Genomic DNA, 23,820 nt, shown 5'->3' on the forward strand with positions numbered 1-23,820 from the left:
GATGAGCGTTCAGATCAACGCGTCAAGCCTCGCCTTCCACGTCTTCCAGACTGAACGTTTCGGTATGGTCGTCGTAGGAGAAGATTTCCGCGTAACGCCCCCAGGTGATCACGCTTTCCAGGGTCTGCTCCACCGCCGAATCGGTCAGCGAGTCTTCCAGTTCCTGTTCGAAACGCACCCGCGGCGCGTGGTGGCCGCGACGTTCCTGGAGGATGCCGCGGATGCGCGCGGCCAGGGGCACGTTGCGCACCAGGTGTTCGGCGAACAGCGCCTTGCGTTCCTGGGTGCCCTCCTCGGCAAACAGCTTGCCGGGGTCGGTGAGGCTGATGTCGGCGCCCTTGAGTTCGACGAAACCCAGGTGTTCGAGCATTTCCGCCACCGGGAACAGGTCGTCCACCTCCAGCAGCAAGCGCTCGGCCACCATCGGCATGCCTGCGCGGCCATGGTACGGCTCGGCCGCCAGGGCCTCCATCAAGCCCGCCATAAGGTTGGTAGACACCTCGGGCAACTGGCTGCCGACCTTGAGCTCGGCGCGGCCCTTGCTGGCGTCGGCGCTGCGGCGGTCGGTCATCAGCGCGTAGATGTCATCGATCAGGTTGCGGAACTTGGGCTCCAGGCGATTGCGCGGGTGGGCGAACGGCACGTTGATCTGCGCCACCACCCGGCCCGGGTTGGACGACAACACCAGGATGCGGTCACACATCAGCACCGCTTCCTCGATGTTGTGGGTGACGATCAGGATCGACTTGATGGGCAGTTGCTTATCGCTCCACAGGTCCAGCAAGTCGGTGCGCAGGGTTTCCGCGGTCAGCACGTCGAGGGCCGAGAACGGCTCGTCCATCAGCAGCAGCGTGGGGTTGACCACCAGAGCCCGGGCAAAGCCCACGCGCTGGCGCATGCCCCCGGACAGTTCGCGCGGGTAAGCGTTCTCGAAACCGTCCAGGCCAATCAGGTCGATGGCCGCCAGTGCCCGCTGGCGGGCTTCCTTGCGCGGCACCTTAAGGGCGTGCAGGCCGGCTTCCACGTTTTCCAGCACGGTCAGCCAGGGAAACAGCGCGAAGGTCTGGAATACCATGGCCACGCCTTCGGCCGGGCCGGTCAACGGTTCGCCGCGGTACAGCACGTCACCGGAGCTGGGTTCGATCAGCCCGGCGATAATGCGCAGCAGCGTCGACTTGCCTGAGCCCGAGCGGCCCAGCAGGCCGACAATCTCGCCTTCGCGCAGCACCAGGTCGACGTCACTGAGTACCTGCAGTGCTTCCTTGCCCTTGCCGAAACCACGGCTGACATTGCTCAGGGAAAAAATCTGCGCGGTATTGCCCGGGTGTTGGTTCAAGGTATTCATCCACGGTTCCCCATTCAATTCATGCGCAACTTGTTTTCAGCCATGGCGTACATCGGGCGCCATACCACTCGGTTGAACACCACCACGAACAGCGACATCACCACCACCCCGAGGGTGATCTTGGGGAAGTCGCCATCGGCGGTGGTCTGTGCGATATAGGCGCCCAGCCCATGGGCCACGACCTTGTCCTGGCCCCAGGCCACGAATTCGGACACGATGCTGGCGTTCCAGGCGCCACCCGACGCAGTGATCGCGCCAGTCACGTAATACGGGAAGATGCCCGGCAGCATTACCGTGCGCCACCACTGCCAGCCACGAATGTGGAAGTTCGCCGCTGCCTCGCGAAAGTCGTTGGGGAAGGCGCTGGCACCGGCAATCACGTTGAACAGAATGTACCACTGGGTGCCCAGCACAATCAGCGGGCTGAGCCATACGTCCGGGTTCAACCGGTAGCGCAGGATGACAATGACGAACACCGGAAACAGCAGGTTGGCCGGGAACGCGGCGAGGAACTGCGCCAGGGGCTGGATCGTCTCCGCCCACTTGGGCCGCAGGCCGATCATTACCCCCAGCGGCACCCAGATCAGCGACGCCACGGCGATCAGCAGCAGCACCCGCAGCAGGGTAATGAAGCCCAGGCCCAGCACGTGCACGCATTCGCCCAGGCTCACTTCGCTGCCCACGTACTGCACGATGTGCCACAGCGCGTACAGGGTCAGCGCACCGATGGCCAGGTTCCACACCCAGTCCACCAGCCTGGAGGCGGCAGGGTGGCTGGTGGCCCGGCGGTGCCGGCGCGGCAGGCTGAAGCGGCGGTTGCCCAGGCGGCCGATGGAGCGCGTGATGGGCCGTAGCATGCGCTGAACCAGGCGCGTACGCTGGATCAGGTTGAGCACCCAGGATTCCGGCGCGCCGGCCTGGGAGGCGGTGTTTTCCATGCGGAACTTGTCGGCCCAGGCCACCAGCGGGCGAAACAGGAACTGGTCGTACAGCACGATCACCACCACCATGGCCAGAATCACGTAGCCCACGGCTTTCAGGTCCTGTTGCAAGATGGCCGTGGCCAGGTAGGCACCCACACCCGGCAGGGTGATGGTCTTGTCGCCCACAGTGATGGCTTCCGAGGCCACCACGAAGAACCAGCCACCGGACATGCTCATCATCATGTTCCACACCAGCCCCGGAATGGCGAATGGCACGTCCAGTTTCCAGAAGCGCTGCCAGGCGGACAGCTGCAGGTTGCTGGCCACCTCTTCCAGGTCACGGGGCAGCATACGCAGCGACTGGTAGAAGCTGAACGTCATGTTCCAGGCCTGACTGGTGAAGATGGCAAAGATAGCCGCGCATTCAGCGCCCAGCACCCGCCCGGGGAACAGCAGCAGGAAGAAGGTAACGGTAAACGAGATATAGCCCAGCACCGGCACCGATTGCAGGATATCCAGCACCGGCACCAGCAGCTTTTCCGCGCGACGGCTTTTCGCCGCCAGGGTGCCGTACACCAGGGTAAACACCAGCGAGGCGGCCATGGCCGCGAGCATGCGCAAGGTAGTGCGCACGGCATATTCGGGCAGGTCGGCGGGGTCCAGGGAAATGGCCTGGCTTTGCAGGGTGGAGATCGGCGCCCAGGTCTGGTGCGCGCCAATGGAGAAGAACAGCAGGAAGCCCACCACCAGCGGCAGCGCCATCAGGTCCCAGCGGTTGGGCAGCATCCGCAGCGTCGAAGCCGGAATATAGTGACGCAGTACTTTGTTCATGGGGCGAATTCCGGCAGTGTGGCAAACGGGGTTCACGGTGACAGCCTACAACCTGCGCGCACGTCGGACGACCACGCGGACAGTTCAAGCACAGCACAGGATGACGGGTTGGCAAATATCGGTGCTGAGCCTGGCAGGCGTTTCGACGCGGAGTATAGGGATGCGATTGTTACAATGGCGTAAAATAAGCTTCACGTTTGCCGTTCGTTCAGGTTAACCCGCAACCGTCAGCGGCGCTTGCGTTCATCGTCCTGCTGCGCCCGGTACTGCTTGACCTCGCCCACGCGCAGATCCTCCGGCAAACCGCGCGAGCGCTGCTTGCTGTGGCCCACGCGCTGGGCATTGTAGATGCCGGTGTGCCCGGACACCAGGTAGCTGGCAATGCAGGCAATGGCCGCCAGCGGGCCGATGTCGGCACCAAACAGTTCCATGGCCATGATGATGGTTGCCAGCGGCGTGTTGGCGGCGCCGGCGAACACGGCGACGAAACCGATGCCCGCCAGCATGGCGAACGGCAGGTGCAACAGCGGCGCCAAGGCATTGCCCAAGGTGGCGCCAATGTAGAACAGCGGCGTGACTTCGCCACCCTTGAAGCCCGCCCCCAGCGACGCCACCGTGAACACCAGCTTGCCGAACCAGTCCCACGGCGCCATTGGCGCATGAAACGCCGCGACAATACTGGGGATGCCCAGGCCAATGTAGTCATAGGCGCCCAGCGCCCAGACGGCCAGGGCAATGACGATACCGCCCACGAACGGCCGCAATGGCGGGTAAGTGATCACCCGTTTGACCAACGCACCCAGACAGTGGGTGGCGCTGGCAAACAGCAGGCCGACCAGGCCGAAGACCACCCCGGCGATCAACACCGCCAGCATGCTCCACGGCCCCACCGGCACAATCTCGCCAATGGCGTAGTGGGTGTGCTGCACGCCCCAGGCCAGCCCCACCTGGTCGGCGACAATGGCCGCCACCATGCACGGGAACAGCGCGTCGTAACGCATGCGCCCGATGGCCAGCACCTCCAGGCCGAACACCGCGCCCGCCAGCGGCGTGCCGAACACTGAGGCAAAACCGGCGCTGATGCCGGCCATTAACATGATGCGCCGGTCTTCGCGGCGCAGGCGCAGCAGGTGCGTGAGCTGGTCGGCCAGCGCCCCGCCCATCTGCACAGCCGTGCCCTCGCGGCCCACCGACGCGCCGAACAGGTGCGACACCAGCGTGCCGCCCAGCACCAGCGGCACCATGCGCAACGGAATGACTTTCTTGGGGTCGTGGATCTCGTCGATCAGCAGGTTGTTGCCCGCCTCCACAGTCTTGCCCAGGCGGTAGTAGACCCAGCCCACCATAAAGCCTGCTACCGGCAGCAAGGCGATCAGCCAGCGATGGCTTTCACGCACCCCGGTGACGTAGTCCAGGGCGAACAGGAAAAACGCCGAGGCGCTGCCGGCCAGCAAGGCCACCAGGCACGCCAGCAGCAGCCACTTGCCGATATAGGGCAGCAGGTCAAATTGTTCGAAACGTTTGAACCGGGACATAGGGTCAGCCACGAATAGAAGGAAGAGTGCCTGACCAGGAGGGATTCATCGCGCGTGCACCTACAGCCCTGGAGATCAGGTGTCTGTAGGCATCATCAGCTGCGGCCAGCGCGGCGGTTCGGGGAGGAATGCCATCTCCGGGCACGAATCATAGCGAGATGAGCACGGGTATTACAACCCGCCATTAAGCCCCCGCCTCCGCTGTTTTTTGGGGCACGTACCCTGTAGCGGCAGGTCTGACACCCTCCCCCCGCAGCTCGTGTGGGGGGAGCAGTATAAAATTCGGAGCTGCCGCCAGTCAGCTAACGACTCAATAGGCAACAGGGGCACAAGGGTGCGATCAGCGAACGCTTTACGGCGCGTAGCGCAACGGCAACCGGGTGGAGTATTTGATCTGTTCCATGGAAAAGCTTGAACTGATGTCCGACAGCCCCGGGATGCGGATCAACTGCTTGTACACCGCGTCATACCCGGCCACGTCCGGCACGGCCACGCGCAACAGGTAGTCCGTGTCGCCGGCCATGCGGTACACCTCCACCACCTCTTCGATATCGGCCACTGCGCGATGAAAGGCGTCGATCCACTCGGCGTTGTGTTGGGTGGTGCGGATGGACACGAACACCACCACGCCAACGTTCAACTGCTTGCCATCGAGCAAGGCCACGCGGGCGCGGATGATGCCCGATTCTTCCATTTTCTGGATGCGCCGCCAGCACGCGGTGCTGCCCAAGCCTATCTGATCGGCAATGTCGCTGACCGAACGGGTGCAGTCCACCTGAAGGATGTCGAGGATGGCGCGGTCGAGTTTGTCCATGAGAAAGACCTGGCAAGGGAATGCGGCGAATTTTATTCGCATTCAGGCCTCTACGGCAGGATATTTTTCCACGGCGACCGGTGACGCCCCGCGTTCAGGTGCCCTTCAGGTTCAAGGGGTATAACAGAACCAGGCCCCTCCTCCCCGCAGCACCACGCCGGAGTCAACGCCATGCCATACGCCGTCAACCTGAATGTCCGCTTCCCCCGCTTCAGCACCAACATGTTCCGCCAACACGGGGTGGTGCGCGGCGCGCCTGCGCTCATCAATAACCCGCGCTTTGCCGCCGTGCTGATGCCGCAGACCAGCCGCCATTTCAGCAACGAAGTGGTGGGGCTGAACGACCCGTTCCGGTTTCTCAACGCAATCCTGCAAGACCACCTGGTTCACCCCCCCACAGCCAAGGCTTCGCGATCCAATACGTAATATGTATCCGCCCCGGCGGCGAAGCAAAATCACTGCCTGCAAGCGCCGTGGATTGCCTATCCTGAGAGCATCGCCACTGAACCTTGCCGCCCGCGCCCGGTCGACAGGATCAGCCAGCACATCGCTGCCCTTTTTTTTGCTGGAGACGCTCCGTGATCTCGACCTTGCACCTGGCCCGGCTGAAAGCCTGGGGCGCCCATGGCTTCACGGCCACGGGCGTGGTTACCGCCTTGCTCGCCACCCTGGCGCTGTTCGAGAACCAGCCCAAGGCCTGCCTGATGTGGCTGGGCGTGGCGCTGATTGTCGATGGCGTGGACGGCTCGCTTGCGCGGCGGGTGAACGTGCAGACCGTATTGCCGCACTTCGATGGCTCGGTGCTGGACCTGGTGATCGATTACCTCACCTACGTGTTCATCCCGGCCCTGTTCATCTACCGCTATATCCCGCTGCCTGACTACACCGCCCTGGTGGCCACTTCGATCATGCTGGTGTCGTCGCTGTTCTGCTTCTGCAACGTCAACATGAAAAGCCAGGACAACTACTTCCAGGGCTTTCCCGCCGCCTGGAACGTGGTTGCCCTGTGCCTGTACACCCTGTCGCCCTCACCCTGGCTGACGTTGCTGACCATCGTGCTGCTGGCCCTGCTGACGGTGACGCGGATGAAATTTCTGCACCCTTTCCGGGTACGGCGCTTCATGCCGATCAACATCGCCGTCACGGCCATCTGGCTGCTGTGCAGCCTGTCACTGGTGCATGACCACCCTGCCATCAACCCACCGGTGATGACCTTGTGGCTGTTGATGTCGGCGTACTTTCTGGGTGTGTGCGCGTGGCGCACGGCGGCAGATTGGTTCGCCCGCACCGGTACCCCGTGATAGGCGCCCACACCGCGGCGCAGGGCGCAGCCTTTGGCAGTTGCGTCGGTGTTGGTTGGGGCATTGTGGGAGCGCCACCCGGCTAGCTCCCACAAGGTCAAAGGCTTGGCGAAATCCGTAGCACTTCCCACGGCCAAGCGTGCAGACAGCAGCCATCGGCCGCCAGGATGCCTGGCATCGGTAAACACGATGAGCGTTTTACCCGCCGGCCTTTCTAGAATGCGCCCTCACTCCATGCCAAGAGGGCACAGCCTTGACGTCCATTCATGCTGAACTTGAAACTCACCTGCTGGCCCTGGAAGCCGAGCGCAGCCGCGCGCTGGTGCAGGAAGACCACGCGCAGGTCGCCCGGCTGTTCGCCGATGACCTGGTGTACGTGCACACCACCGGGCTGGTGCACGACAAGGCGCAATACCTGGCGTATGCGCAGAACGTGGTGCGTTACCTGAGCGTTGAGCGCGGTGCGTTGCAGGTGCGTTTCGCCGGCGATGACTTGGCGATCATGACCGGCCCCCACGCCAATACCCTGCAAAAGCGCGGCGCTGAGCACAGCGTGGCGTCGGGCGGCTTTACCACCCAGATCTGGCGCCGTAGCGCTGATGCCTGGCAGATCTGTTCGTTCCACGCCACCCGCGTGGCCGAGGCCTGACCTTCAGTCGTGCAGCACCGAGGGTTCGACGTCGTGGATGGCCTGCTCGCGCCGGTTCAACGGCCCGCCCTGGCGGCCGTTGAACACCGCGACAATCTCCGCCAGGATGGCCATGGCCACGCTCTCGGGGCTGTCGCCGCCCAGGTCCAGGCCCATGGGGTAATGCAGGCGCGGGAGCGCCGCCAGCCGTGAAGGGTTCATGTCCGCCAGCAACCGCTGCGTGCGGTCGCGCGGCCCCAATTGGCCGATGTAGGTGGCCTGGCTGGCCAACGCGGCCTGCAGCCAGTGGAAATCCTGGGTCAGGCTGTGAGTCATGATGGCCACGGCGGCACCGTCGAGTTTCAAGGCAGGAGGCAAGGGCTCGCCCGCCGGCGCGCAGATTACCGCCTCGGCCAGGGGAAAGCGCTCGGCGCGGGCGAAATGCGCGCGGCCGTCCACCACCGTGACCCTCCAGCCCAGCTCGCAGGCCATGCGCACCAGTGGCTGCACATCATGCCCGGCGCCGAACACCACCAGGCGCTGCGGCGGCGGCAGGTATTCCAGAAACACCTCCACCTCCCCCCACTCGCCCCGGTAGCGGCGCAAGGCGGACTTGCCCTGGCGCAGCACCACGCCCAGGCTGTGTTGCACCTGCTCGCTCAAGGCCGGCGAAACCAGCGCCTCGCCGCCCACCACCCTGCGCGCGCCGACCGGCACCGGGCCGTCGCTGGCAATGACCGTGGCCAGCGCGCTGGCCTGGCCGCTGTCGCGCACCTGCCGCAGCGTGCTCAGCAGCAACGACTGCGCACCGCCCTCCAGCCGCTCCATCAACACGAACACCGTGCCGTTGCAGCCCAGGCCGAAGTTGAACGCCGCCTCATCCTGAGGCTCGTCTTCGTCCTCGGCGGTGCTGTAGGCCACCACCTTGGGCCCTTGCTCGCTCAACCACCAGGCCTTCCTGGCCACCTCGCTTTCCAGGCAACCGCCACTCACCGTGCCGCTGGGGTTGCCCACCCGCGGAATCACCATGCGCGCACCGGGGCGGCGGTAGGCCGAGCCCTGCACCTTGACCACCGTGGCCAGCACCGCGTCGGTGGCGCTGGCCAGGCTGGCGTCGATGGCGTCCAGCAGTTGATCAATGCAGGGCACTGGCACGGCTCCGGGCCACTTGTTGCTCGGTAATGCGCGCATCGGTGGCACCGAAGCGGCGCAGCACAAAGGTACTGACGGCCGCCAATTCCTTGTTGCTGTAGCTCTGGGCAAAATCGGGCATTTTCTGTTGCGGCCCAAAGGTGTACGGGTAGTGCCCGGCCAGCAGCACGGCGATCATGTTGGTGCCGGAGGGATCATTGAGGGTCTTGAGCCCGGTGAGGGTGGCCACCGAGGTCTGGTTGCCCTGCCCGTCCAGGCGATGGCAGCCGGCGCAGGCGTCGACAAACACCTTGCGGCCCAGGCCGTCGCCCGGTGCCAGCGGCCCGTCATTGACCGCCACCGGCGGACGAATGATGCCCTCGCTGCGCGCTGGCGAGGCTTGCAGGTACACGGCCACCGCCTGGATGTCGGCCGGCGTGAGGAAACGCAGGCTGTGCTCCACCACATCGCTCATCGGCCCGCCCGCCATGGCGTAGCCGGGCGCCTGGCCGGTGGCCAGGTAGCGGGCCAGCACGTCGCGTGGCCAGCCGCCCACACCGTGGCTCTTGTCGGAACTGATGTTGTACGCCTGCCAATTGCCAATGGCCGCGCCGGCCAGGGACTTGCTGCTGTCCACGGCCTGGAACAGGTTGCGCGGCGAGTGGCATTCGCCACAGTGGCCCGGGCCTTCCACCAGATAAGCACCGCGGTTCCACTCGGCCGACTGCTGCGGGTCCGGTACGAAACGCTTGTCACCGGCGAACACCCTATTCCAGAAGGCCATGCCCCAGCGCTGGTTGAAGGGGAAGCCGATGGTGTTGTCCTTCGGCGGCTGGCTGACCGGCGCCATGCTGAACAGGTACGCCTTGATGGCCAGGATGTCTTCGCGCGGCATCAGCGTGTATGAGGTGTAGGGGAACGCCGGGTAGTAATGCTTGCCGTCCTTGCCCACGCCTTTCTGCAGGGCGCTGACGAAGTCGTCATCGCTCCAGCTGCCGATACCGGTGGCGGTGTCGGGGGTGATGTTGGGCGAATACAGGGTGCCGAACGGCAACTGGAACGCCAGGCCGCCGGTGAAGGGCTTGCCGCCCGGCGTGGTGTGGCAGGCCTCGCAGTCGGCCGCGCGAGTCAGGTATTCGCCCTTGGCGATCAACTGGGCGTCGGCCGCCTGGGCACTGGCCCCCAGCATCGCCAGGGTGGCGGCCAGGGCTACTTTGATAAACGTCATGTCAGCCATCCTCAAACGGTGTAGTAGCCGGAACGGCTCAAGGGCAAGCGGCGAACACGGGCATTGGACGCCGCGTGCAAGGCATTGACCAGGGCGGCGGCCACCGGTACGGCGCCGGTTTCACCCACACCCCCGGGGCTTTCCAGGCTCGGCATCAGGTGCACTTCCACCGGCGGCGCGTCGCTCATGCGGATCTGCCGGTACGCGTTGAAGTTGTTCTGCTGCACCCGGCCGTTTTCCACCAGGATCTCGTTGAACAGCGCCGCCGATAGACCAAACAACGTGCCGCCCTCCACCTGGGAGGTGACGGAGGTGGGATTGTTGACGAAGCCGCAGTCGATCACCGACACCAGGCGCTTGATCTTCAGCGCCCGCTCGCCTTGCATCTCCAGCTCCACCACGGTGGCGATGAAGCTGCCAAACACAGCGGTCACGGCGATACCACGGCCCTGCCCGGCCGGCAACGGCGTGTGCCAGTCGCTCAGCTCGGCGGCGCGTTTGAGCACCGCCAGCGCACGCGGCTGCTCGGCAATCAGGTGCGCGCGGTAGTCAACCGGGTCGGCCTTGGCCCGATGGGCCAGTTCGTCCACGAACGACTCCAGCGCATAGGTGCTGCGCAACGGCCCCACCCCACGCCACCAGGACACGGGAATGGTTTTGGGGTCTTCGCGAATGTAGCGCACCTTCAAATGCGGCAACTGGTAGATCGGCTCAATGGCCACTTCCACCGCGTCGGCGTCCACGCCGCTGGGCGGCAAAGCGCCCACGAAGCTGGCGATCACCGAAGCGCCGGCAATGCGGTGCTCCCAGCCCTGGGGCCGACCGTCGTCGTCCAGCGCCGCATTCAAGCGGTCAACGTAGTGCGGGCGGAACAGGTCATGGGTCATGTCCTCTTCGCGGCTCCACACCAATTTGATCGGGTACGGCACCTGGCGGGCAATGTCCACCGCCTGGAAGATGAAGTCCGACTCCAGCCGACGGCCAAAGGCACCGCCGATCAACTGGTTGTGGATGATGACTTTTTCCTGGGGCAGGCCGCTGATCTTCGCCGCGCCCATTTGCGCAAACACAGGCGCCTGAGTACCCACCCACAGCTCGCAGGCATCGGCCCGCACGTGTGCCACACAGCCCATGGGCTCCAGCGGCGAATGGGACAGGAACGGTTGCTCGTACACCGCTTCGAAGCGGCTGGAAGCCGCCCCCAGCGCGCTGGCGATATCGCCGCTCTCATGGGCGATAACACCGTCGCGGCTGCTGGCGTCCAGCAGGGCCTTGTCCAACTGCGCCGAATGGCCGTCGGCGTTGGCGCCGTAGTCCCAGTCAATGCTCAGGGCCTTGAGGCCTTGCTGGCAGGCCCAGAAGTGATCGCCGATCACCGCCACCGCGTTGCTCAACTTGATGATGTCGCGCACCCCGGGCACTTGCCGGGCGTCGCCCTCATCCACCGCCTTGAGCGTGCCGCCGTGCACCGGGCACGTCAGCGTCGAGGCAATGCGCATGTCGGGCACTTGCAGGTCGATGGTGAACCTGGCTTTGCCAATCACTTTGTCGGGGGTGTCCAGGCGCCGTGCCGGGGTGCCCAGCAACTTGAAGTCGCCAATGGCTTTGAGCGGCACGTCGGTGGGCAGCGGCAGCTTCGCCGCCTCATTGGCCAGCTCGCCGTAGCCCAGCACCTGGCCTTGCGGGCCGTGCACCTGGCCCTGTTCCGCGCGGCATTGGCTGGGCGCCACGTTCCAGCGCAGGGCGGCGGCCTGGATCAGCAGGGTGCGCGCCGTGGCGCCGGCCTTGCGCAGCGGTTCCCAGGTGTAGCGGGTGGACGAAGAACCACCGGTGGCCTGGAATTGCAGAATCGTGTCGGTGTACAGCGCGCCATTAGGCGGCGCTTCCTGGATCTGCACCTGGTCCAGGCCCACTTCCAGTTCTTCGGCCACCATCATCGCGATGCCGGTCTGGGCGCCCTGGCCCATCTCGATTTTGGGCGAGATGACGCGCACGCGGCCGTCCTCGCCAATTTGCACGAACGCACCGAAGCCTTCGAAATTCGTGGTGCCGGGGCGCGCGGGCGCCACCGCTTCGGCAGCCGCCGAACGGGCCACCAGCGGCGGCAGCCAGGTGCTGAGGATCAGCCCGCCCATGGACAGCGCGCTGCCCTTGAGCAAGCCACGACGCGATAACGCCGCGCCAGGATGATTGGCGGTTTTCATGGGGCTGTTCCTCAGGCCTGGCTGACGCTTTTGATCGCGGCGCGGATGCGGGTATAGGTGGCGCACCGGCACAGGTTGCCGGTCATCGCCGTGACGATTTGCTCATCGTCGGCCTGGGGATGGTTATGCAGCAAGGCCGCCGCAGCCATGATCTGGCCCGGCTGGCAGTAACCGCACTGCACCACTTCGTGTTCCAGCCAGGCGTGCTGCAACTGCGCACCCAGCGGCGTTTCGCCAATGCCTTCGATGGTGGTGATGGCCAGCCCTTCCACGGCGCTCACCGGCAGCACGCACGAGCGCACCGCCTGGCCGTCCAGGTGCACGGTACACACGCCGCACTGGGCGATACCGCAGCCATATTTGGTGCCGGTCATGCCCAGCACATCGCGCAGCACCCACAGCAAGGGCATGTCGTCGGGCACGTCGACGTCGTGCGCCTGCCCATTGATGGTCAACTTGTGCATGGCTTTCCTCGTTGCAGCAATCACGGTGGCGCCTGCCCGGCTACATTGGCCGGGCAGTACGTAAGCAAGTTTAGAACCTTACCAGCGTGGCACGCCCAATATTGGACCGACGTGCTGTTTTCGGACGATCACGCAAGCAATCCGCAGCATTGTGCAAGCCTGCACCCACGCTCTATGCTGAAGCCATGACCAGCCCTGCCGCCATCCGCCAACCCTGCCCTCCTGCCGCCTGCACTTGCGGGCACGAGCAACTGCTGGCCAGTGCCGACCCGGGTCAGCAACGCATCCTGCAATTGACCCGCCATGAAGAGCGCAAACTCATCGAGCGCCTCGACGCTCTGCAAAGCTTCGAAGACCTGCAACGCCTGTGCGCGCGCATGCATGAGCTATTGGGCATTCGCGTGCGCATCAACCCCAGCCACAACGAGGTGCGCAGTGTGCGCGGCCTGGTGATCGAGTTTGACGACCAGCCGGGGCTGTGCCGCAAGACCCGCGACACCATCCCGGCGGCGATACGCCGGGCGTTGGTGCGGCGGCCGGAGATATTCTTCCGCCTGCTGGATGAGCATGACTTGCTGCGCGGTGCGTAACAGCAGGCCGCACACACCCCCCACAACCGCATCTGGCATAGCGACACGTATCCGGCAGTGCCTAGGCTCTGTATGAAATGCATCTCATACAGACCCTAGGGTCTTTATACCGAAGCAGAACCCGGCGTGCCCGAAGACACCCACGCACGAACCCGCCCATAAAGGGCGCAACCGTGCTGCAAATGATAAAAAATCAACACTGCACTATTGCCCGGCCGGCCGCCCTTTCACCACCAAACTCAACACCAGCAACCACGCCACCGTCATCACCGCCCCGCCCCCCAGCAAACTGGCGCTGATGGCGGTGCGGTAGAGTTCGGTCAGTTGCGCCACATCCGCCGGCGACTGCGCGGCCGCCCCCAACCCTTCGGGCAAGGCCAACGACATGCCTTGCAGCGCAGCCGGTAGCTGCGCCAACTGTTGGCGCAAGGTGTAGCTCATGATACCGCCCGCCACCGCCACGCCCAGCGCTGCACCCAGCGAGCGGCAGAACGACAGGCCGGCGGTGGCCGCGCCCATGACCTTGAGCGGCACGGCGTTCTGCACGATCACGGTGGCGTTGGGCATGCCAATGCCCATGCCCGAGCCCAACACGCCCATGGCCAGCAGGAAATAACCGGCGCCCAGTTTGTGCTGGGCGAAGATCAGCAACATGAATAGACCGATGGCCTCCAACCCTACCCCTACCAGCAGCAACGTGGCGTGATTTTGCCTACGGGTAGAGACGGCGCCGCCAGCGAACGAGCTGATGACCATCATTACCACTTGCGGCAGGGTCATGATGCCCGACTGGGTGGGCGTCTGGTGCAGCACGGCCTGGTAATACAGGGGCATGAAAACCAGTGAGCCCATCATCGCAAAGGCCATGGCCGCCATGGCGGCAATGGCAATCGAGTAACGGCGATTGGCGAACAGCCGTGGGTCGATGATGGGCTCCTTAGCCTTGTGTTCCACCCGGTACAGCAGCGCAAAGCCGCACACGGCCACCCACCCCAGCACCCAGGTGCCGAGGGTATTGGCCTGCCCGGCCTGGGAGAAGGAGTGGGTCAACAGCAGCAACGCCGACGTGGCCACGGACAATACCGCGGCGCCGCGATAATCAATGGTGACGTTGGCCTGGCGCTTGATGGCCGGCAAGTTGATCATCAGCCCGGCAATGGCCAGCGCGCCCAGCGGGATGTTGATCAGGAACACCCAACGCCAGCTCCACTGGGTGGTGATGAAGCCGCCCAGCAACGGCCCGGCCGCCGCACTGACGGCAAAGGCGGCGGAAAACAGTCCCTGGTAGCGGCCGCGGTCGCTGGGCTTGACCACACTGCCGATCACCACTTGGGACAAGGTCATCAGGCCGCCGGCGCCCAGGCCCTGCAAGCCGCGAAAGGCAATCAACTGGCCCATGCTGGTGGCCAGCCCGCACAACAGCGACGCGCCGACAAATACGCCGATGCTGAGCAGAAACAACGGTCGCTGGCCGTACTGATCCGAAAGCTTGCCATACAGCGGCGCGCCGATGGTGGACGTGAGCATGAACAGGGTCACCACCCAGCTCATGCCTTCAATGCCTTTCATTTCACTGGCGATCACCGGCAATGCAGTGGCGACGATGCTCTGGTCCAGGGCGGCGAGGATCATCGCCACCAGCAACGAAGCCAGCAGCCAGAAACGCGGCGCGGTACTGGCCGTGGAGGGGGCGTTGGATGCATCGGTAGTGCGGGACGAGGACAACAGGCAGTTCCTTGCAGGTCAGGTCATGGCGCGTCTGCCGATTTAGCCTTGCCGGTTAGGGTCTGACAAGTGTGCGCGGAAAAGCTCCGCGTTTTCTGCACAATTGCCGGGGCGTTTATCCGTGGGCAAATGCCTGTAGACTCAGGCTCCCGTTTTCCACACCACAAGAACCCCGCCATGGACGCCCACTCGCTGCTCACCTACCTGCTGGTTGCCAGCATCGCCATTGCCAGCCCCGGCCCTGCCACGGTAATGGCCCTGCACAACAGCATCGCCTATGGCGCCAAATCCACCCTGTGGTCGTCGCTGGGCAACGCCAGCGGGCTGTTCTGCCTGTCGGCAGCGGCCATGCTGGGCCTGGGCGTGCTGATTGCCAGCAGTGAGTTGATCTTCAACGCGGTGAAAATCGGCGGCGCCTGCTACCTGTTCTACCTGGGTGCCAAGCAGCTGTTCGGCAACAGCCAGGCCCTGGCCGCCGTGGCTGCCGACGCCGGCCCGCGCCAGGCGCCGCCGCGGCTGAAGCTGTTCAAGTCAGCCTTCCTGACCGCCGCCAGCAACCCCAAGGCAACCATGTTCTTCACTGCGCTGTTCCCGCAGTTCATCGACCAGGGCGCGCCGCTGCTGCCGCAGTTCTTTACCCTGACGCTGATGTTCATGGGCCTGTCAATCACGTCCCTGAGCCTGTATGCGCTGCTGGCCTCACGGGCCAAGGGCGTGTTGACCCGGCCGCGATTCTCGCGCTGGGTGAACCGCACCGTGGGCGCCACGTTCATCTTCTTCGGTTCGGCCATTCTGACCATGCGCCGCCAAGCGGCCTGATCAGCCTTTCAACGCCAGCAATGCGGCGCACAGCACCAGGAACAGGCAAAACAAGGTGCGCAGCGTACGCTCTGGCAGGCGGTAGGCCACTTTCACACCCCAGCTCACACTGACCAAACCGCCCACCGCCATGGGAATGCCCATCAGCCAATTAACGTGGTGGTGCAGCGCGTAGGTGACCAAGGTGATGCCCGTGCTGGGCGCGGCCAGCGCCAGGGACAAGGCCTGCGCTGCCACCTGGCTGGCGCCGAACACGCTGGTGAGCACCGGCGTGGCCAGCACCGAGCCACCCACACCGAAGAAGCCGCCCAACACCCCCGAGCCCCCGCCCAGCGCCAGCAACGCCTGCCAGGTGGCGCGCACCGCACCGTTGCCCGGCGCCTTGGGCAGGAACATTTGCGCATAGTTGTAGGCCGCCAGCAGCAACATGAACACGGCAAAACCGATGCGCATGGCGTTGGGGTCCAGGCCCACCGCAATCATCGACGCCAGCCCTGCGCACACCAGGCCGCCAGCCGCCAGCGGCAAGGCCTGGAAGAAGTTGATGGGCGTGCGCTGGTGGTAGCGCCACATGGCCAACAGAATGTTCGGCACCACCATCACCAAAGCCGTGCCCTGGGCCAACTGCTGGTCCATGTTGAAGAACAGCGCCAGTACCGGAATGGCGATCAGGCCACCGCCAATGCCAAACACCCCGCCCAACGTGCCCATGGCGGCGCCCAGCGCCAGGTACATCACCCACTCAATCATTTATTTCACTACCTGTTGTCTCGATCGCCCTGCGCGTGAGCGCGACCTTACTGCAGCCAAAGGCATTCAACAATCACGAACGCTGAGGGGTGACGTCCAGCAGCGGAATTTCCTCGATGGCCCAGGCGCCACCCGCCCGCCGCTCCGGGCTGGGCACTACGCACGCGGTGCGGCCGGTGAATTCGCGTGCCAACCGCGCCTCGTCGATGCGCCAGCCGTGCTGTTCCAGTTCACGCAGGCGCTGGCGAAAGGCGATCTGCAGGCCGTCGGACTTTACCGACACTTCCTGCTGCCAACTGTCAGGCACGCGTTCGGGGCGCACCTTGCGCAGCACTTCGTGGTCCTGCTCGAAGATGCGCAGGTTGCTGGCGATGGTGCGGCGGTCGAACAGTGGTGAGCGCAGGAAGGTGCGGCCCATCATCCACCAGGTGCGCGTGCGGTTGGCCGCTACCGGCACGTGGGCCGAGACGATATGGATAGTCCAGCCCGCGCGGGGCGCCAATTCCAGCGTGGCGCAGGGGCCCGAGAAGTGGTAGCCCGGCACGGTGGTGACCTCCACGTACTCGCCGGTGGGCGTGCGCCGCAGCCAACCTTTGCGTACCGGCCGGCGCATGATCATGTGCGCCTGGCCGCTCCAGGCCTGGCGCTGGACTTCGAAGGCGGCGATTTCCGGGTGGTCTGGGTCGCCGAAGGTGGTGCCATGGACAAAGGGCGCGTGGGCAAAATCCAGACCATTTTCCATCACCCTGTCCCAGCTGGCGTCCCAATCGAAATGACCGGACACCACCCGCACGGCCGGGTCATCTACCCAGTCCAGTGCTGGCAAGGGGGGCCGTTCGGCCTCGGGCAGGTCGCCCAGGAAGGCCCATATCCAGCCGTGGCGCTCCACCGTGGGGTAGGCGTCTACCCGCGCCTTGAGCGGTATCCGCGCGTGAGGCTGCGCTGGAATGTGCGTGCACACACCATCGGCGCTGAAGCGCCAGCCGTGATAGGGGCATTGCACGCTGGCGTCCACCTTGCCACCGGCCGACAGCGAGCCGCCGCGGTGCACGCACACATCCGACAGCAGCCGCGCCTGGCCGTGTTCATCACGAAAAGCCACGAACGGCTGGCCCAGCAGTTGCACCGGTGACAGGCCATCGGAAAGCTGCGCCGAGGGCAGCACCACGTACCAGAGATTTGTGAGCATGACGGCAATAAAACCAGAAGAAGTGGCTGAAGGATAACCCTTGGACAGCGGCAAACGCCAAACTGACACTGCGCGACCCGCGGTGTTGACCGTTTGCCGCGCCCTGCCCCAGAATAGCCACCTGTTTCAGCGGATTGCTTCGCACATGACCTGTGCCCACCACCCCTTCCAGGCAATGCCTCCTTGCATGACCGACGCCGGCCTCAGTCGTCGCCGCAGCGTGCTGTTCGCGTTCACCTTCTCGCCGCCCATCGCCCACACCTGATTGCAACGGCTCGCCTCGCCTGTTGAACGTGCGCGGCCTGCCCCTGTGCGCGCTTGTTCGTCCTGCGCGCGCCTTTAGTCGATTTGCCGCGTGAAGACCCCATGAACCGCCTGACCCTGCCTGTACTGTTGTTCGTTGCCGCCGTGACCGGCATTTGCCTGGGCGCCACCGCGCCGCTCACCGCCCTGCGCCTGTTGGAGGGCGGCGCCAGTGCCGCGCAGATCGGCATACTCTCGGCACTGCCCGCCGTGGGCATGATGCTGGCGGCCAGCCTGTGCGCACGCCTGTCGCGGCGTTTCCACCGCCGACAGTTGTTCCAGGCCTGCCTGGCAGTGTGCCTGGCCAGCGTGGCCTTGCTGGAACCGGCGCGCCACTCGTTGTACGCCCTGGCCGGCCTGCGCCTGGGCATGGGGTTGGGCATGGGCCTGGTGATCATCCTCAGCGAAGCCTGGATCAACGAACTGAGCAGCGACCAGCGCCGCGGCCAGTCGATCGCGGTGTATACCACGGCCTACACCGGCAGCCAGATGCTCGGGCCGTTGCTGATCTCGTTGTTGGGCACCGACGGCCCGCAAGTGATCATCACCGTCAGCGTTGCCTTGGGCCTGGCGTGGCTGACGCTGCTGGCGCTCGACAGCAGTGACGTCGCGGTCAGCGAGGAGGACGGCGTGCGCAGCTTTTCGCTGATGGGCTTCCTGCGCCTGGCCCCTACGTTGTGCATGGGGGTGTTGTTCTTCTCGTTCTTCGACAGCGTGATCCTGGCGCTATTCCCGGTGTACGCCACCGCCAACGGCGTGGGGCCGGCCGAGGCGGCGCTGATGGTCAGCGTCATCCTGCTGGGCGACATGTGCCTGCAACTGCCCTTGGGGTGGCTGGCCGACCGTGTGCCACGCAGCACCCTGCACCTGGCCTGCGGCCTGTGCGTGCTGACCATTGGCGCCAGCCTGGCGTGGCTGATCAGCGGCAGCACGCTGCTGTGGCCCATGCTGTTCCTGCTGGGCGCCGCCGCGGGTGGCACCTACACCCTGGCCATCGTACTGATTGGCGAACGCTTTCGCGGCCAGGACCTGGTCACCGCCAACGCCGGTGCCGGCCTGCTGTTTGGCCTGGGCAGCGTGCTTGGCCCAGTGGTCAGCGGCGGCCTGATGCAGGCGTCCAGCGCCGGCCTGCCGATGGCCCTGTCGGTGGCCGCCGGGGTATTCGTGTGCACGGCACTGGGTGGGGTGTGGCAGGCACGGGGGCGGTTGGCAGCGTCTTGATGTGCTGTCCTTGCGGCCTCGAAGACGGGGCGCAAAACGCAGCCTTTGGCAGTTGCTACAGCGTAAGTGATAGCCTGTACCACGATGCCCACCGACACCGGAGCCACCTCGATGCTCATTGGCCTGATTGCCGATACCCACGGCCTGCTGCGCCCCGAGGCGCTGGCGGCCTTGCGCGGGTGCGATCATATTGTGCATGCCGGTGATATCGGCAAGCCCGAGGTGCTGGCCGCGCTAAAAGCCGTGGCGCCGCTGACGGTGGTGTTTGGCAATGTCGACATCGACAAAGCCTGGGCCATCGACCTGCCCAAGGCCGTGACCGTCAGCCTGGGTGGCCTCAAGCTGTACATGACCCATGAAGCCTGTGACCTGCCCGAACCACTGCCGCCCGGGGTGCAGGTGGTGGTCACCGGCCATTCGCACAAGCCCCTGATTGAACAGCGCAACGGCGTGCTGCACATCAACCCCGGCAGCGCCGGGCCGCGACGCTTCAAACTGCCGATCTGCCTGGCATTGCTGAGCCTTGAACAGGGCCAGGCCAGCGCCCGACTCATCGACCTCACCGCGCCTATTTAGCCTTGCCCTCACGTGGTTTGTAGAAGATGAACTTGCCGGTCTGGGCCGTCTTCAGGTATTTGCCGGCCCACTGCGGGCTGACGTTGCGGTCGTGGAAATACATGGCGCCACCGGTGTTGTCGGCCAGTTGCTTGTTGAGCACCTTGCGCGCGATTTCCTTGGCTGCCCCATAGCGGTCTTCCTCCTGTACCTGGTCGGAGCGCCCGTCGCACCACCAGGAAAACTGGCACACTTTCTTGTCCGCACCCTGCTTGACCACCTCGCACACGCTGTCCGGAAAGCCCTCGTGCCCTAGCCGGTTGAGTACCACATGGGCCACCGCCTGCATGTCGGCCGGGGTGCCGCCCTTGGCTTCCCAGTAAATGGTGCGGGCCAGGCAGGTCAGCGTGTCGTCTACCGGCTTTTCCCCCACCGGGTCCACGGCCTGGGCTTCGGGCGGGGTGATGGTTTGCGCCTTGGGCACCGGCGCGGGGTCCTTGTCGGCGGCTTTGTGCTCCAGCACCTGGGCCTTTTCGATGGCCTGTTGTGGGCTGGCGGAGGGATCGTCGGCCAGCAACGGCCCCATGAACAACAACGTTGCCATGCCTGCAGCAATACGGAGCGAACGCATGATGAACACCCACTGGACGGGTCGCAGACGATGCTGCCTCGAAGCCCGTATACCCCCGTTTTTACCGGCGCATCGGGCCATTATCCTTATTGGTAACGACACTGTAGCGGACAAACCTGATAGGCGCCGCCACAGGCAAATAGGCACACCGCCACCACTGGGCTAAAATTGCTCTTTATCCTCCCCAGCCCGGATGCTTGCGATGACCACCCTGACTTCCCCCGCCGAACAGCGCTCACGCCTGTTCTGGCTCAAACCCCTGGCCTTTGTGCTGGTGGCCGTGATTGGCCTGTACTACGTGAAGTGGTCGCCCTACTACCTGAAGTCATTCGTGGCCGCCAGTAGCCACAGCATTGGCGGTTCCATCATCAATGACCACCCGCAAGACCCGATGGCAGCTGCCCTGGCCTATGCCCAGGTGTACTTCCTGGCGATCTGGAAGGCGGCGGTGCTGGGCGTGGTGCTCGGCTCGCTGGTGCAGGTACTGATTCCCCGCGACTGGCTGCTGCGTGTGTTCGGCAGGGCCGGCCTGGGTTCCACGGTGCGTGGCGGCCTGTTCGCCCTGCCCGGCATGATGTGCAGTTGCTGCGCGGCCCCTGTGGTGGCCGGCCTGCGCCGTCAGCGGGTATCGGTAGGCGCGGCGCTGGCGTTCTGGATCGCCAACCCGGTGCTGAACCCGGCCACCCTGATTTTCATGGGCTTTGTGCTGGGCTGGGGTTTCACGGTGCTGCGAGTGATTGCCGGGGTGGTGCTGGTGGTGGGCGTGTCGCTGTTTGCCCAGCGCATCTCGCGCCCCGAGGTGCTGCCTGAGCCGGCCGTGGAAGCGGTGGAACAGGTGACGACTCAGGAACAGGGCAACCTGTTCGGCCGCTGGATGCGTACCCTGTGGCAGCTGTTCTGGACCACCATCCCGGTCTACATACTGGCGGTGCTGGTGCTGGGCGCCGCGCGGGTGTGGCTGTTCCCCCATGTTGACGGTGCCATGGGCAACAGCCTGCTGTGGCTGGTGCCCCTGGCGGTGGTGGGCACGCTGTTCGTGATTCCCACGGCGGCGGAAATCCCCATCGTGCAAACCCTGATGACCCTGGGCCTGGGCACCGCCCCTGCCGTGGCGCTGTTGATGACCCTGCCCAGCATCAGCCTGCCGTCGCTGTTGATGCTACGTAAATCGTTCGACCGGCAGGTGCTGGTTACGGTGGCGCTGCTGACCATGCTGGTGGGCGTGATCAGCGGCCTGGTGGGCATGTTGGTGCTGTAAACCTGCTGCGAAAAGATCCACAGGACCTTCAACGATATAATGCCGATAGCGGGCCCGCTGTGCGGGCCTTCGCAGCCTGGCGGCAGCTCCACAGAATCACGCGGGGGGTGCAGGTCAACGGTTACCCGGCACGGTGACGCAGGTAGGCGACGACGTCGTCGTGGTTGCCGGCGAATTCGATCCGGGCGCCCTTGGCCTCGCGCTGGTAGGCGTACATGGGGTCGTAATATTCGTTCAGCAGGCCGCTGATCCAACCCCGGTGGCCAGCCACCGCGCCGCTGCGGCCCTGCTCTGCCAGCGCCTCATCCATAAGCTGTGCCAGGCGCTGATAGCGCTCGCCCCCCAGGCGCTTGACGATGCTGGCCAGGCTTTGCTGCAAACGCTCGGCAAACCGCACCTCACCCTGCTCAGCACCGTGCACCTGGACGAACTCGGCGCACAGGTCCACCACGTAGTCCTTGAGAATACGCTCCACGCGCAGTTCCACGCTGTCCTGCAACCACACCAGCGGCGCCGCCTGCATGCGCCGGTAGAGCGACAACGGCACCGCCCGGCTGCCAATCGCCCGCCCTTCATCCTCCAGCACAAACTGGCCGATGCCGCGCGTGCGTTTCTTGAGAATGTCCACCGAGAGCTGATTTTCAAAATTGATCTGCTCGGGCTGCGGGGTAGCGTGCTTGCCAAAACTTGAGCCGCGGTGATTGGCGTGGCCTTCCAGGTCCAGGGCGTTGTCCAGGCGCGCCAGCACCTCGGTTTTGCCGGACCCGGTCAGCCCGCCCACCAGAACGAAGTCGCAGTCCGCCACCGCCTGCTCGCTCACCTCGATCAGGTAGCTGCGCAACGCCTTGTAGCCACCCACCACGCGCGGGTAGTCGATACCCGCCTCATCCTTGAGCCACTGCTGGGTGATCTGCGAACGCAGGCCACCACGAAAGCAATACAGGTAACCCTGTGGGTGTTGCTTGGCAAACGCCCGCCACCGCTCGATGCGAGCGTGCTTGAGGTCACCCTGCACCAGGCGATGGCCCAGTTCGATGGCGGCCTGCTGGCCGTGCTGTTTGTAGCAGGTGCCCACCTGTTCACGTTCACGGTCATCCATCAACGGCAGGTTGATTGATTGATCAAAAGCGCCCTTGTGAAATTCCACCGGGGCGCGTACATCCATCAGCGGTGTATCGGTCAGGAACAACGCGGCAAAGTCGACGCAATTATTGCGCATCAGACGACCTCGACCGCGTGGCTCTGTCGCGCTACCAATAACCCGATCGGCGCCAGGTCCAGGCCCAGTTCGGCGGCCAGCGCCAGGAACTCGGCACGGCCCTGGGGGTGCACCGCCACCAACAGGCCACCGCTGGTTTGCGGATCGCACAGCAACAGTTTCTGCATGGCCGTGAGGCGGCCGACGCGTTCGCCATAGCTGTCAAAGTTGCGCAGGGTGCCGCCGGGCACGCAGCCTTTGTCCAAGTAGTATTCGATGTTGGGCAACAGCGGTACTGCCGCCGCTTCCAGGCGCGCGGTCAAGCCGCTGCCATCGGCCATTTCCACCAGGTGGCCCAACAGGCCGAAGCCAGTCACGTCAGTCATGGCGGTGACCCCGGCCAGGCGGGCAAAGCGGCTGCCAGGCTTGTTCAGGGTGCACATCTGGTCACGGGCCACGCCGATGTCGGCCTGGCGTAACAGGCCCTTCTTCTCGGCCGTGGTCAGCACGCCAATGCCCAGCGGCTTGGTCAGAAACAACTCGCAGCCCAGGGTGGCGGTGTCGTTGCGCTTCATGAAGCGCTTTTCCACCATGCCGGTCACGGCCAGGCCGAAGATCGGCTCCGGCGCGTCGATGGAATGGCCGCCCGCCAGGGTAATGCCCGCCGCGTCACACACCGCGCGGCCGCCGCGAATCACTTCACGGGCCACTTCGGCCGGCAGCACGTTGACGGGCCAGCCGAGGATGGCGATGGCCATGATCGGGTCGCCGCCCATGGCGTAGATATCACTGATGGCATTGGTGGCGGCGATACGACCGAAGTCATACGGGTCATCGACAATCGGCATGAAAAAGTCGGTGGTCGACACCACTCCGCGCTCTTCGTCGATGCCATACACCGCCGCGTCGTCGCGCGAGGCATTGCCCACCCACAGATTGGGGTCCAGGTCCTGCGCGCCGCTGCCGGCCAGGATCACTTCCAACACCTTGGGGGAAATCTTGCAGCCACAACCAGCCCCATGGCTGTATTGAGTCAGGCGAATGGGTTCATTCATGGTCGGGCCCCGTCGGTAAATCAAATCATTTTACCAGAGGGGCGAAACACCCGCTGACCGTTGCATTTGGTCATTATTTCATCACATCGACCTCACCCCCTGTTTTGCGAGGTTTTGGCGTT

Annotated in this window: 22 protein-coding genes and 1 riboswitch; of the genes, 8 read left to right on the top strand and 14 right to left on the bottom strand. The window is 64.7% G+C overall.

The window, feature by feature from the left end; all coding sequences use genetic code 11:
* Positions 1 to 22: 22 nt before the first annotated feature.
* The 4 genes from PMM47T1_RS08400 to PMM47T1_RS08415 all read right to left on the bottom strand — a co-directional run bounded on the left by PMM47T1_RS08400 (position 23) and on the right by PMM47T1_RS08415 (position 5,448).
* Positions 23 to 1,345, bottom strand: a complete 1,323-nt coding sequence (locus tag PMM47T1_RS08400) for an ABC transporter ATP-binding protein (RefSeq protein ID WP_008367622.1) — start codon at positions 1,343 to 1,345, stop codon at positions 23 to 25.
* Positions 1,346 to 1,359: 14 nt separating this feature from the next.
* Entirely contained in the window at positions 1,360 to 3,099 is a 1,740-nt protein-coding gene (locus PMM47T1_RS08405; protein ID WP_008367623.1) for an ABC transporter permease, read from the bottom strand.
* 227 nt (positions 3,100 to 3,326) lie between these two features.
* Complete coding sequence (locus tag PMM47T1_RS08410; protein WP_008367624.1) at positions 3,327 to 4,634, bottom strand: voltage-gated chloride channel family protein; 1,308 nt, start codon at positions 4,632 to 4,634, stop codon at positions 3,327 to 3,329.
* 79 nt (positions 4,635 to 4,713) lie between these two features.
* Positions 4,714 to 4,782: riboswitch (Fluoride riboswitch) on the bottom strand.
* 204 nt (positions 4,783 to 4,986) lie between these two features.
* Positions 4,987 to 5,448 carry an Lrp/AsnC family transcriptional regulator gene (locus PMM47T1_RS08415; RefSeq protein WP_008367625.1) on the bottom strand — a complete coding sequence of 154 codons (462 nt, stop codon included), beginning with the start codon at positions 5,446 to 5,448 and terminating at the stop codon, positions 4,987 to 4,989.
* Between the two features lie 171 nt (positions 5,449 to 5,619).
* Here PMM47T1_RS08415 and PMM47T1_RS08420 point away from each other — a divergent pair, with 171 nt between their 5' ends.
* The 3 genes from PMM47T1_RS08420 to PMM47T1_RS08430 all read left to right on the top strand — a co-directional run bounded on the left by PMM47T1_RS08420 (position 5,620) and on the right by PMM47T1_RS08430 (position 7,398).
* Positions 5,620 to 5,874: a hypothetical protein gene (locus tag PMM47T1_RS08420; protein ID WP_008367626.1), complete on the top strand. Its 255-nt coding sequence runs from the start codon at positions 5,620 to 5,622 to the stop codon at positions 5,872 to 5,874.
* 152 nt (positions 5,875 to 6,026) lie between these two features.
* The gene (pcsA, locus tag PMM47T1_RS08425) at positions 6,027 to 6,749 is read left to right on the top strand and encodes a phosphatidylcholine synthase (protein ID WP_008367627.1); all 723 of its coding nucleotides are present in this window, start codon (positions 6,027 to 6,029) and stop codon (positions 6,747 to 6,749) included.
* 253 nt (positions 6,750 to 7,002) lie between these two features.
* Entirely contained in the window at positions 7,003 to 7,398 is a 396-nt protein-coding gene (locus PMM47T1_RS08430) for a nuclear transport factor 2 family protein (RefSeq protein ID WP_008367628.1), read from the top strand.
* A 3-nt stretch (positions 7,399 to 7,401) separates the two neighbouring features.
* Here the strand turns inward: PMM47T1_RS08430 and PMM47T1_RS08435 are convergent, their stop codons facing one another.
* Genes PMM47T1_RS08435 through PMM47T1_RS08450 form a run of 4 tightly spaced genes read right to left on the bottom strand, consistent with a single transcriptional unit; the run spans position 7,402 to position 12,404 of the window.
* Positions 7,402 to 8,526 carry an XdhC family protein gene (locus tag PMM47T1_RS08435; RefSeq protein ID WP_008367629.1) on the bottom strand — a complete coding sequence of 375 codons (1,125 nt, stop codon included), beginning with the start codon at positions 8,524 to 8,526 and terminating at the stop codon, positions 7,402 to 7,404.
* Complete coding sequence (locus PMM47T1_RS08440) at positions 8,513 to 9,736, bottom strand: cytochrome c (RefSeq protein ID WP_008367630.1); 1,224 nt, start codon at positions 9,734 to 9,736, stop codon at positions 8,513 to 8,515. The genes PMM47T1_RS08435 and PMM47T1_RS08440 overlap by 14 nt, the downstream gene beginning before the upstream one ends.
* 11 nt (positions 9,737 to 9,747) lie before the next feature.
* Complete coding sequence (locus PMM47T1_RS08445) at positions 9,748 to 11,940, bottom strand: xanthine dehydrogenase family protein molybdopterin-binding subunit (protein WP_008367632.1); 2,193 nt, start codon at positions 11,938 to 11,940, stop codon at positions 9,748 to 9,750.
* Between the two features lie 11 nt (positions 11,941 to 11,951).
* Complete coding sequence (locus PMM47T1_RS08450; protein WP_008367634.1) at positions 11,952 to 12,404, bottom strand: (2Fe-2S)-binding protein; 453 nt, start codon at positions 12,402 to 12,404, stop codon at positions 11,952 to 11,954.
* Positions 12,405 to 12,589: 185 nt separating this feature from the next.
* On the opposite strand from PMM47T1_RS08450, the gene PMM47T1_RS08455 reads away from it, so the two are divergent.
* Entirely contained in the window at positions 12,590 to 12,994 is a 405-nt protein-coding gene (locus tag PMM47T1_RS08455) for a hypothetical protein (RefSeq protein ID WP_008367636.1), read from the top strand.
* 204 nt (positions 12,995 to 13,198) lie between these two features.
* Here the strand turns inward: PMM47T1_RS08455 and PMM47T1_RS08460 are convergent, their stop codons facing one another.
* Positions 13,199 to 14,719: a DHA2 family efflux MFS transporter permease subunit gene (locus PMM47T1_RS08460; RefSeq protein WP_008367638.1), complete on the bottom strand. Its 1,521-nt coding sequence runs from the start codon at positions 14,717 to 14,719 to the stop codon at positions 13,199 to 13,201.
* A gap of 177 nt (positions 14,720 to 14,896) precedes the next feature.
* Between PMM47T1_RS08460 and PMM47T1_RS08465 the strand changes: the two genes are divergently transcribed.
* Positions 14,897 to 15,538: a LysE family translocator gene (locus tag PMM47T1_RS08465; protein ID WP_008367640.1), complete on the top strand. Its 642-nt coding sequence runs from the start codon at positions 14,897 to 14,899 to the stop codon at positions 15,536 to 15,538.
* On the opposite strand, the gene PMM47T1_RS08470 is transcribed toward PMM47T1_RS08465, so the two are convergent.
* Complete coding sequence (locus PMM47T1_RS08470) at positions 15,539 to 16,288, bottom strand: sulfite exporter TauE/SafE family protein (RefSeq protein ID WP_008367641.1); 750 nt, start codon at positions 16,286 to 16,288, stop codon at positions 15,539 to 15,541.
* A 73-nt stretch (positions 16,289 to 16,361) separates the two neighbouring features.
* Complete coding sequence (locus PMM47T1_RS08475) at positions 16,362 to 17,477, bottom strand: aromatic ring-hydroxylating dioxygenase subunit alpha (protein ID WP_043300851.1); 1,116 nt, start codon at positions 17,475 to 17,477, stop codon at positions 16,362 to 16,364.
* Between the two features lie 366 nt (positions 17,478 to 17,843).
* Here PMM47T1_RS08475 and PMM47T1_RS08485 point away from each other — a divergent pair, with 366 nt between their 5' ends.
* Positions 17,844 to 19,001, top strand: a complete 1,158-nt coding sequence (locus tag PMM47T1_RS08485; protein ID WP_008367647.1) for an MFS transporter — start codon at positions 17,844 to 17,846, stop codon at positions 18,999 to 19,001.
* Between the two features lie 111 nt (positions 19,002 to 19,112).
* A complete protein-coding gene (locus tag PMM47T1_RS08490) occupies positions 19,113 to 19,577 on the top strand; it encodes a metallophosphoesterase family protein (RefSeq protein ID WP_008367648.1) in 465 nt (154 codons plus the stop codon).
* Here the strand turns inward: PMM47T1_RS08490 and PMM47T1_RS08495 are convergent.
* Positions 19,570 to 20,187 (bottom strand): cell wall hydrolase, encoded by a 618-nt coding sequence (locus tag PMM47T1_RS08495; protein WP_043300879.1) that lies wholly within the window; start codon positions 20,185 to 20,187, stop codon positions 19,570 to 19,572. The two genes, PMM47T1_RS08490 and PMM47T1_RS08495, sit on opposite strands and share 8 nt — an antisense overlap.
* Before the next feature lie 202 nt (positions 20,188 to 20,389).
* Between PMM47T1_RS08495 and PMM47T1_RS08500 the strand changes: the two genes are divergently transcribed.
* The gene (locus PMM47T1_RS08500) at positions 20,390 to 21,445 is read left to right on the top strand and encodes a permease (protein ID WP_008367652.1); all 1,056 of its coding nucleotides are present in this window, start codon (positions 20,390 to 20,392) and stop codon (positions 21,443 to 21,445) included.
* Between the two features lie 121 nt (positions 21,446 to 21,566).
* Here the strand turns inward: PMM47T1_RS08500 and mnmH are convergent, their stop codons facing one another.
* Together mnmH and selD are read right to left on the bottom strand one after the other, a co-directional pair.
* Entirely contained in the window at positions 21,567 to 22,664 is a 1,098-nt protein-coding gene (gene mnmH, locus PMM47T1_RS08505) for a tRNA 2-selenouridine(34) synthase MnmH (protein ID WP_008367654.1), read from the bottom strand.
* The gene (selD, locus tag PMM47T1_RS08510) at positions 22,664 to 23,698 is read right to left on the bottom strand and encodes a selenide, water dikinase SelD (RefSeq protein ID WP_008367656.1); all 1,035 of its coding nucleotides are present in this window, start codon (positions 23,696 to 23,698) and stop codon (positions 22,664 to 22,666) included. Before selD ends, mnmH begins: the two co-directional genes overlap by 1 nt.
* Between the last annotated feature and the right edge of the window lie 122 nt (positions 23,699 to 23,820).

It is taken from the genome of Pseudomonas sp. M47T1, from assembly GCF_000263855.1.
In the GTDB taxonomy this organism is placed as follows: domain Bacteria; phylum Pseudomonadota; class Gammaproteobacteria; order Pseudomonadales; family Pseudomonadaceae; genus Aquipseudomonas.

Excerpts from the sequence above, each read along its gene's own strand:
- PMM47T1_RS08405 (WP_008367623.1), bottom strand. The coding sequence starts at position 3,099 with ATGAACAAAGTACTGCGTCACTATATTCCGGCTTCGACGCTGCGGATG.
- PMM47T1_RS08455 (WP_008367636.1), top strand. The coding sequence starts at position 12,590 with ATGACCAGCCCTGCCGCCATCCGCCAACCCTGCCCTCCTGCCGCCTGC.
- PMM47T1_RS08465 (WP_008367640.1), top strand. The coding sequence starts at position 14,897 with ATGGACGCCCACTCGCTGCTCACCTACCTGCTGGTTGCCAGCATCGCC.
- PMM47T1_RS08490 (WP_008367648.1), top strand. The coding sequence starts at position 19,113 with ATGCTCATTGGCCTGATTGCCGATACCCACGGCCTGCTGCGCCCCGAG.
- PMM47T1_RS08495 (WP_043300879.1), bottom strand. The coding sequence starts at position 20,187 with ATGCGTTCGCTCCGTATTGCTGCAGGCATGGCAACGTTGTTGTTCATG.
- PMM47T1_RS08415 (WP_008367625.1), bottom strand. The coding sequence starts at position 5,448 with ATGGACAAACTCGACCGCGCCATCCTCGACATCCTTCAGGTGGACTGC.
- PMM47T1_RS08475 (WP_043300851.1), bottom strand. The coding sequence starts at position 17,477 with ATGCTCACAAATCTCTGGTACGTGGTGCTGCCCTCGGCGCAGCTTTCC.
- PMM47T1_RS08445 (WP_008367632.1), bottom strand. The coding sequence starts at position 11,940 with ATGAAAACCGCCAATCATCCTGGCGCGGCGTTATCGCGTCGTGGCTTG.
- PMM47T1_RS08400 (WP_008367622.1), bottom strand. The coding sequence starts at position 1,345 with ATGAATACCTTGAACCAACACCCGGGCAATACCGCGCAGATTTTTTCC.
- PMM47T1_RS08420 (WP_008367626.1), top strand. The coding sequence starts at position 5,620 with ATGCCATACGCCGTCAACCTGAATGTCCGCTTCCCCCGCTTCAGCACC.
- mnmH (WP_008367654.1), bottom strand. The coding sequence starts at position 22,664 with ATGCGCAATAATTGCGTCGACTTTGCCGCGTTGTTCCTGACCGATACA.
- PMM47T1_RS08410 (WP_008367624.1), bottom strand. The coding sequence starts at position 4,634 with ATGTCCCGGTTCAAACGTTTCGAACAATTTGACCTGCTGCCCTATATC.
- PMM47T1_RS08450 (WP_008367634.1), bottom strand. The coding sequence starts at position 12,404 with ATGCACAAGTTGACCATCAATGGGCAGGCGCACGACGTCGACGTGCCC.
- PMM47T1_RS08470 (WP_008367641.1), bottom strand. The coding sequence starts at position 16,288 with ATGATTGAGTGGGTGATGTACCTGGCGCTGGGCGCCGCCATGGGCACG.
- PMM47T1_RS08500 (WP_008367652.1), top strand. The coding sequence starts at position 20,390 with ATGACCACCCTGACTTCCCCCGCCGAACAGCGCTCACGCCTGTTCTGG.
- selD (WP_008367656.1), bottom strand. The coding sequence starts at position 23,698 with ATGAATGAACCCATTCGCCTGACTCAATACAGCCATGGGGCTGGTTGT.
- PMM47T1_RS08440 (WP_008367630.1), bottom strand. The coding sequence starts at position 9,736 with ATGACGTTTATCAAAGTAGCCCTGGCCGCCACCCTGGCGATGCTGGGG.
- PMM47T1_RS08485 (WP_008367647.1), top strand. The coding sequence starts at position 17,844 with ATGAACCGCCTGACCCTGCCTGTACTGTTGTTCGTTGCCGCCGTGACC.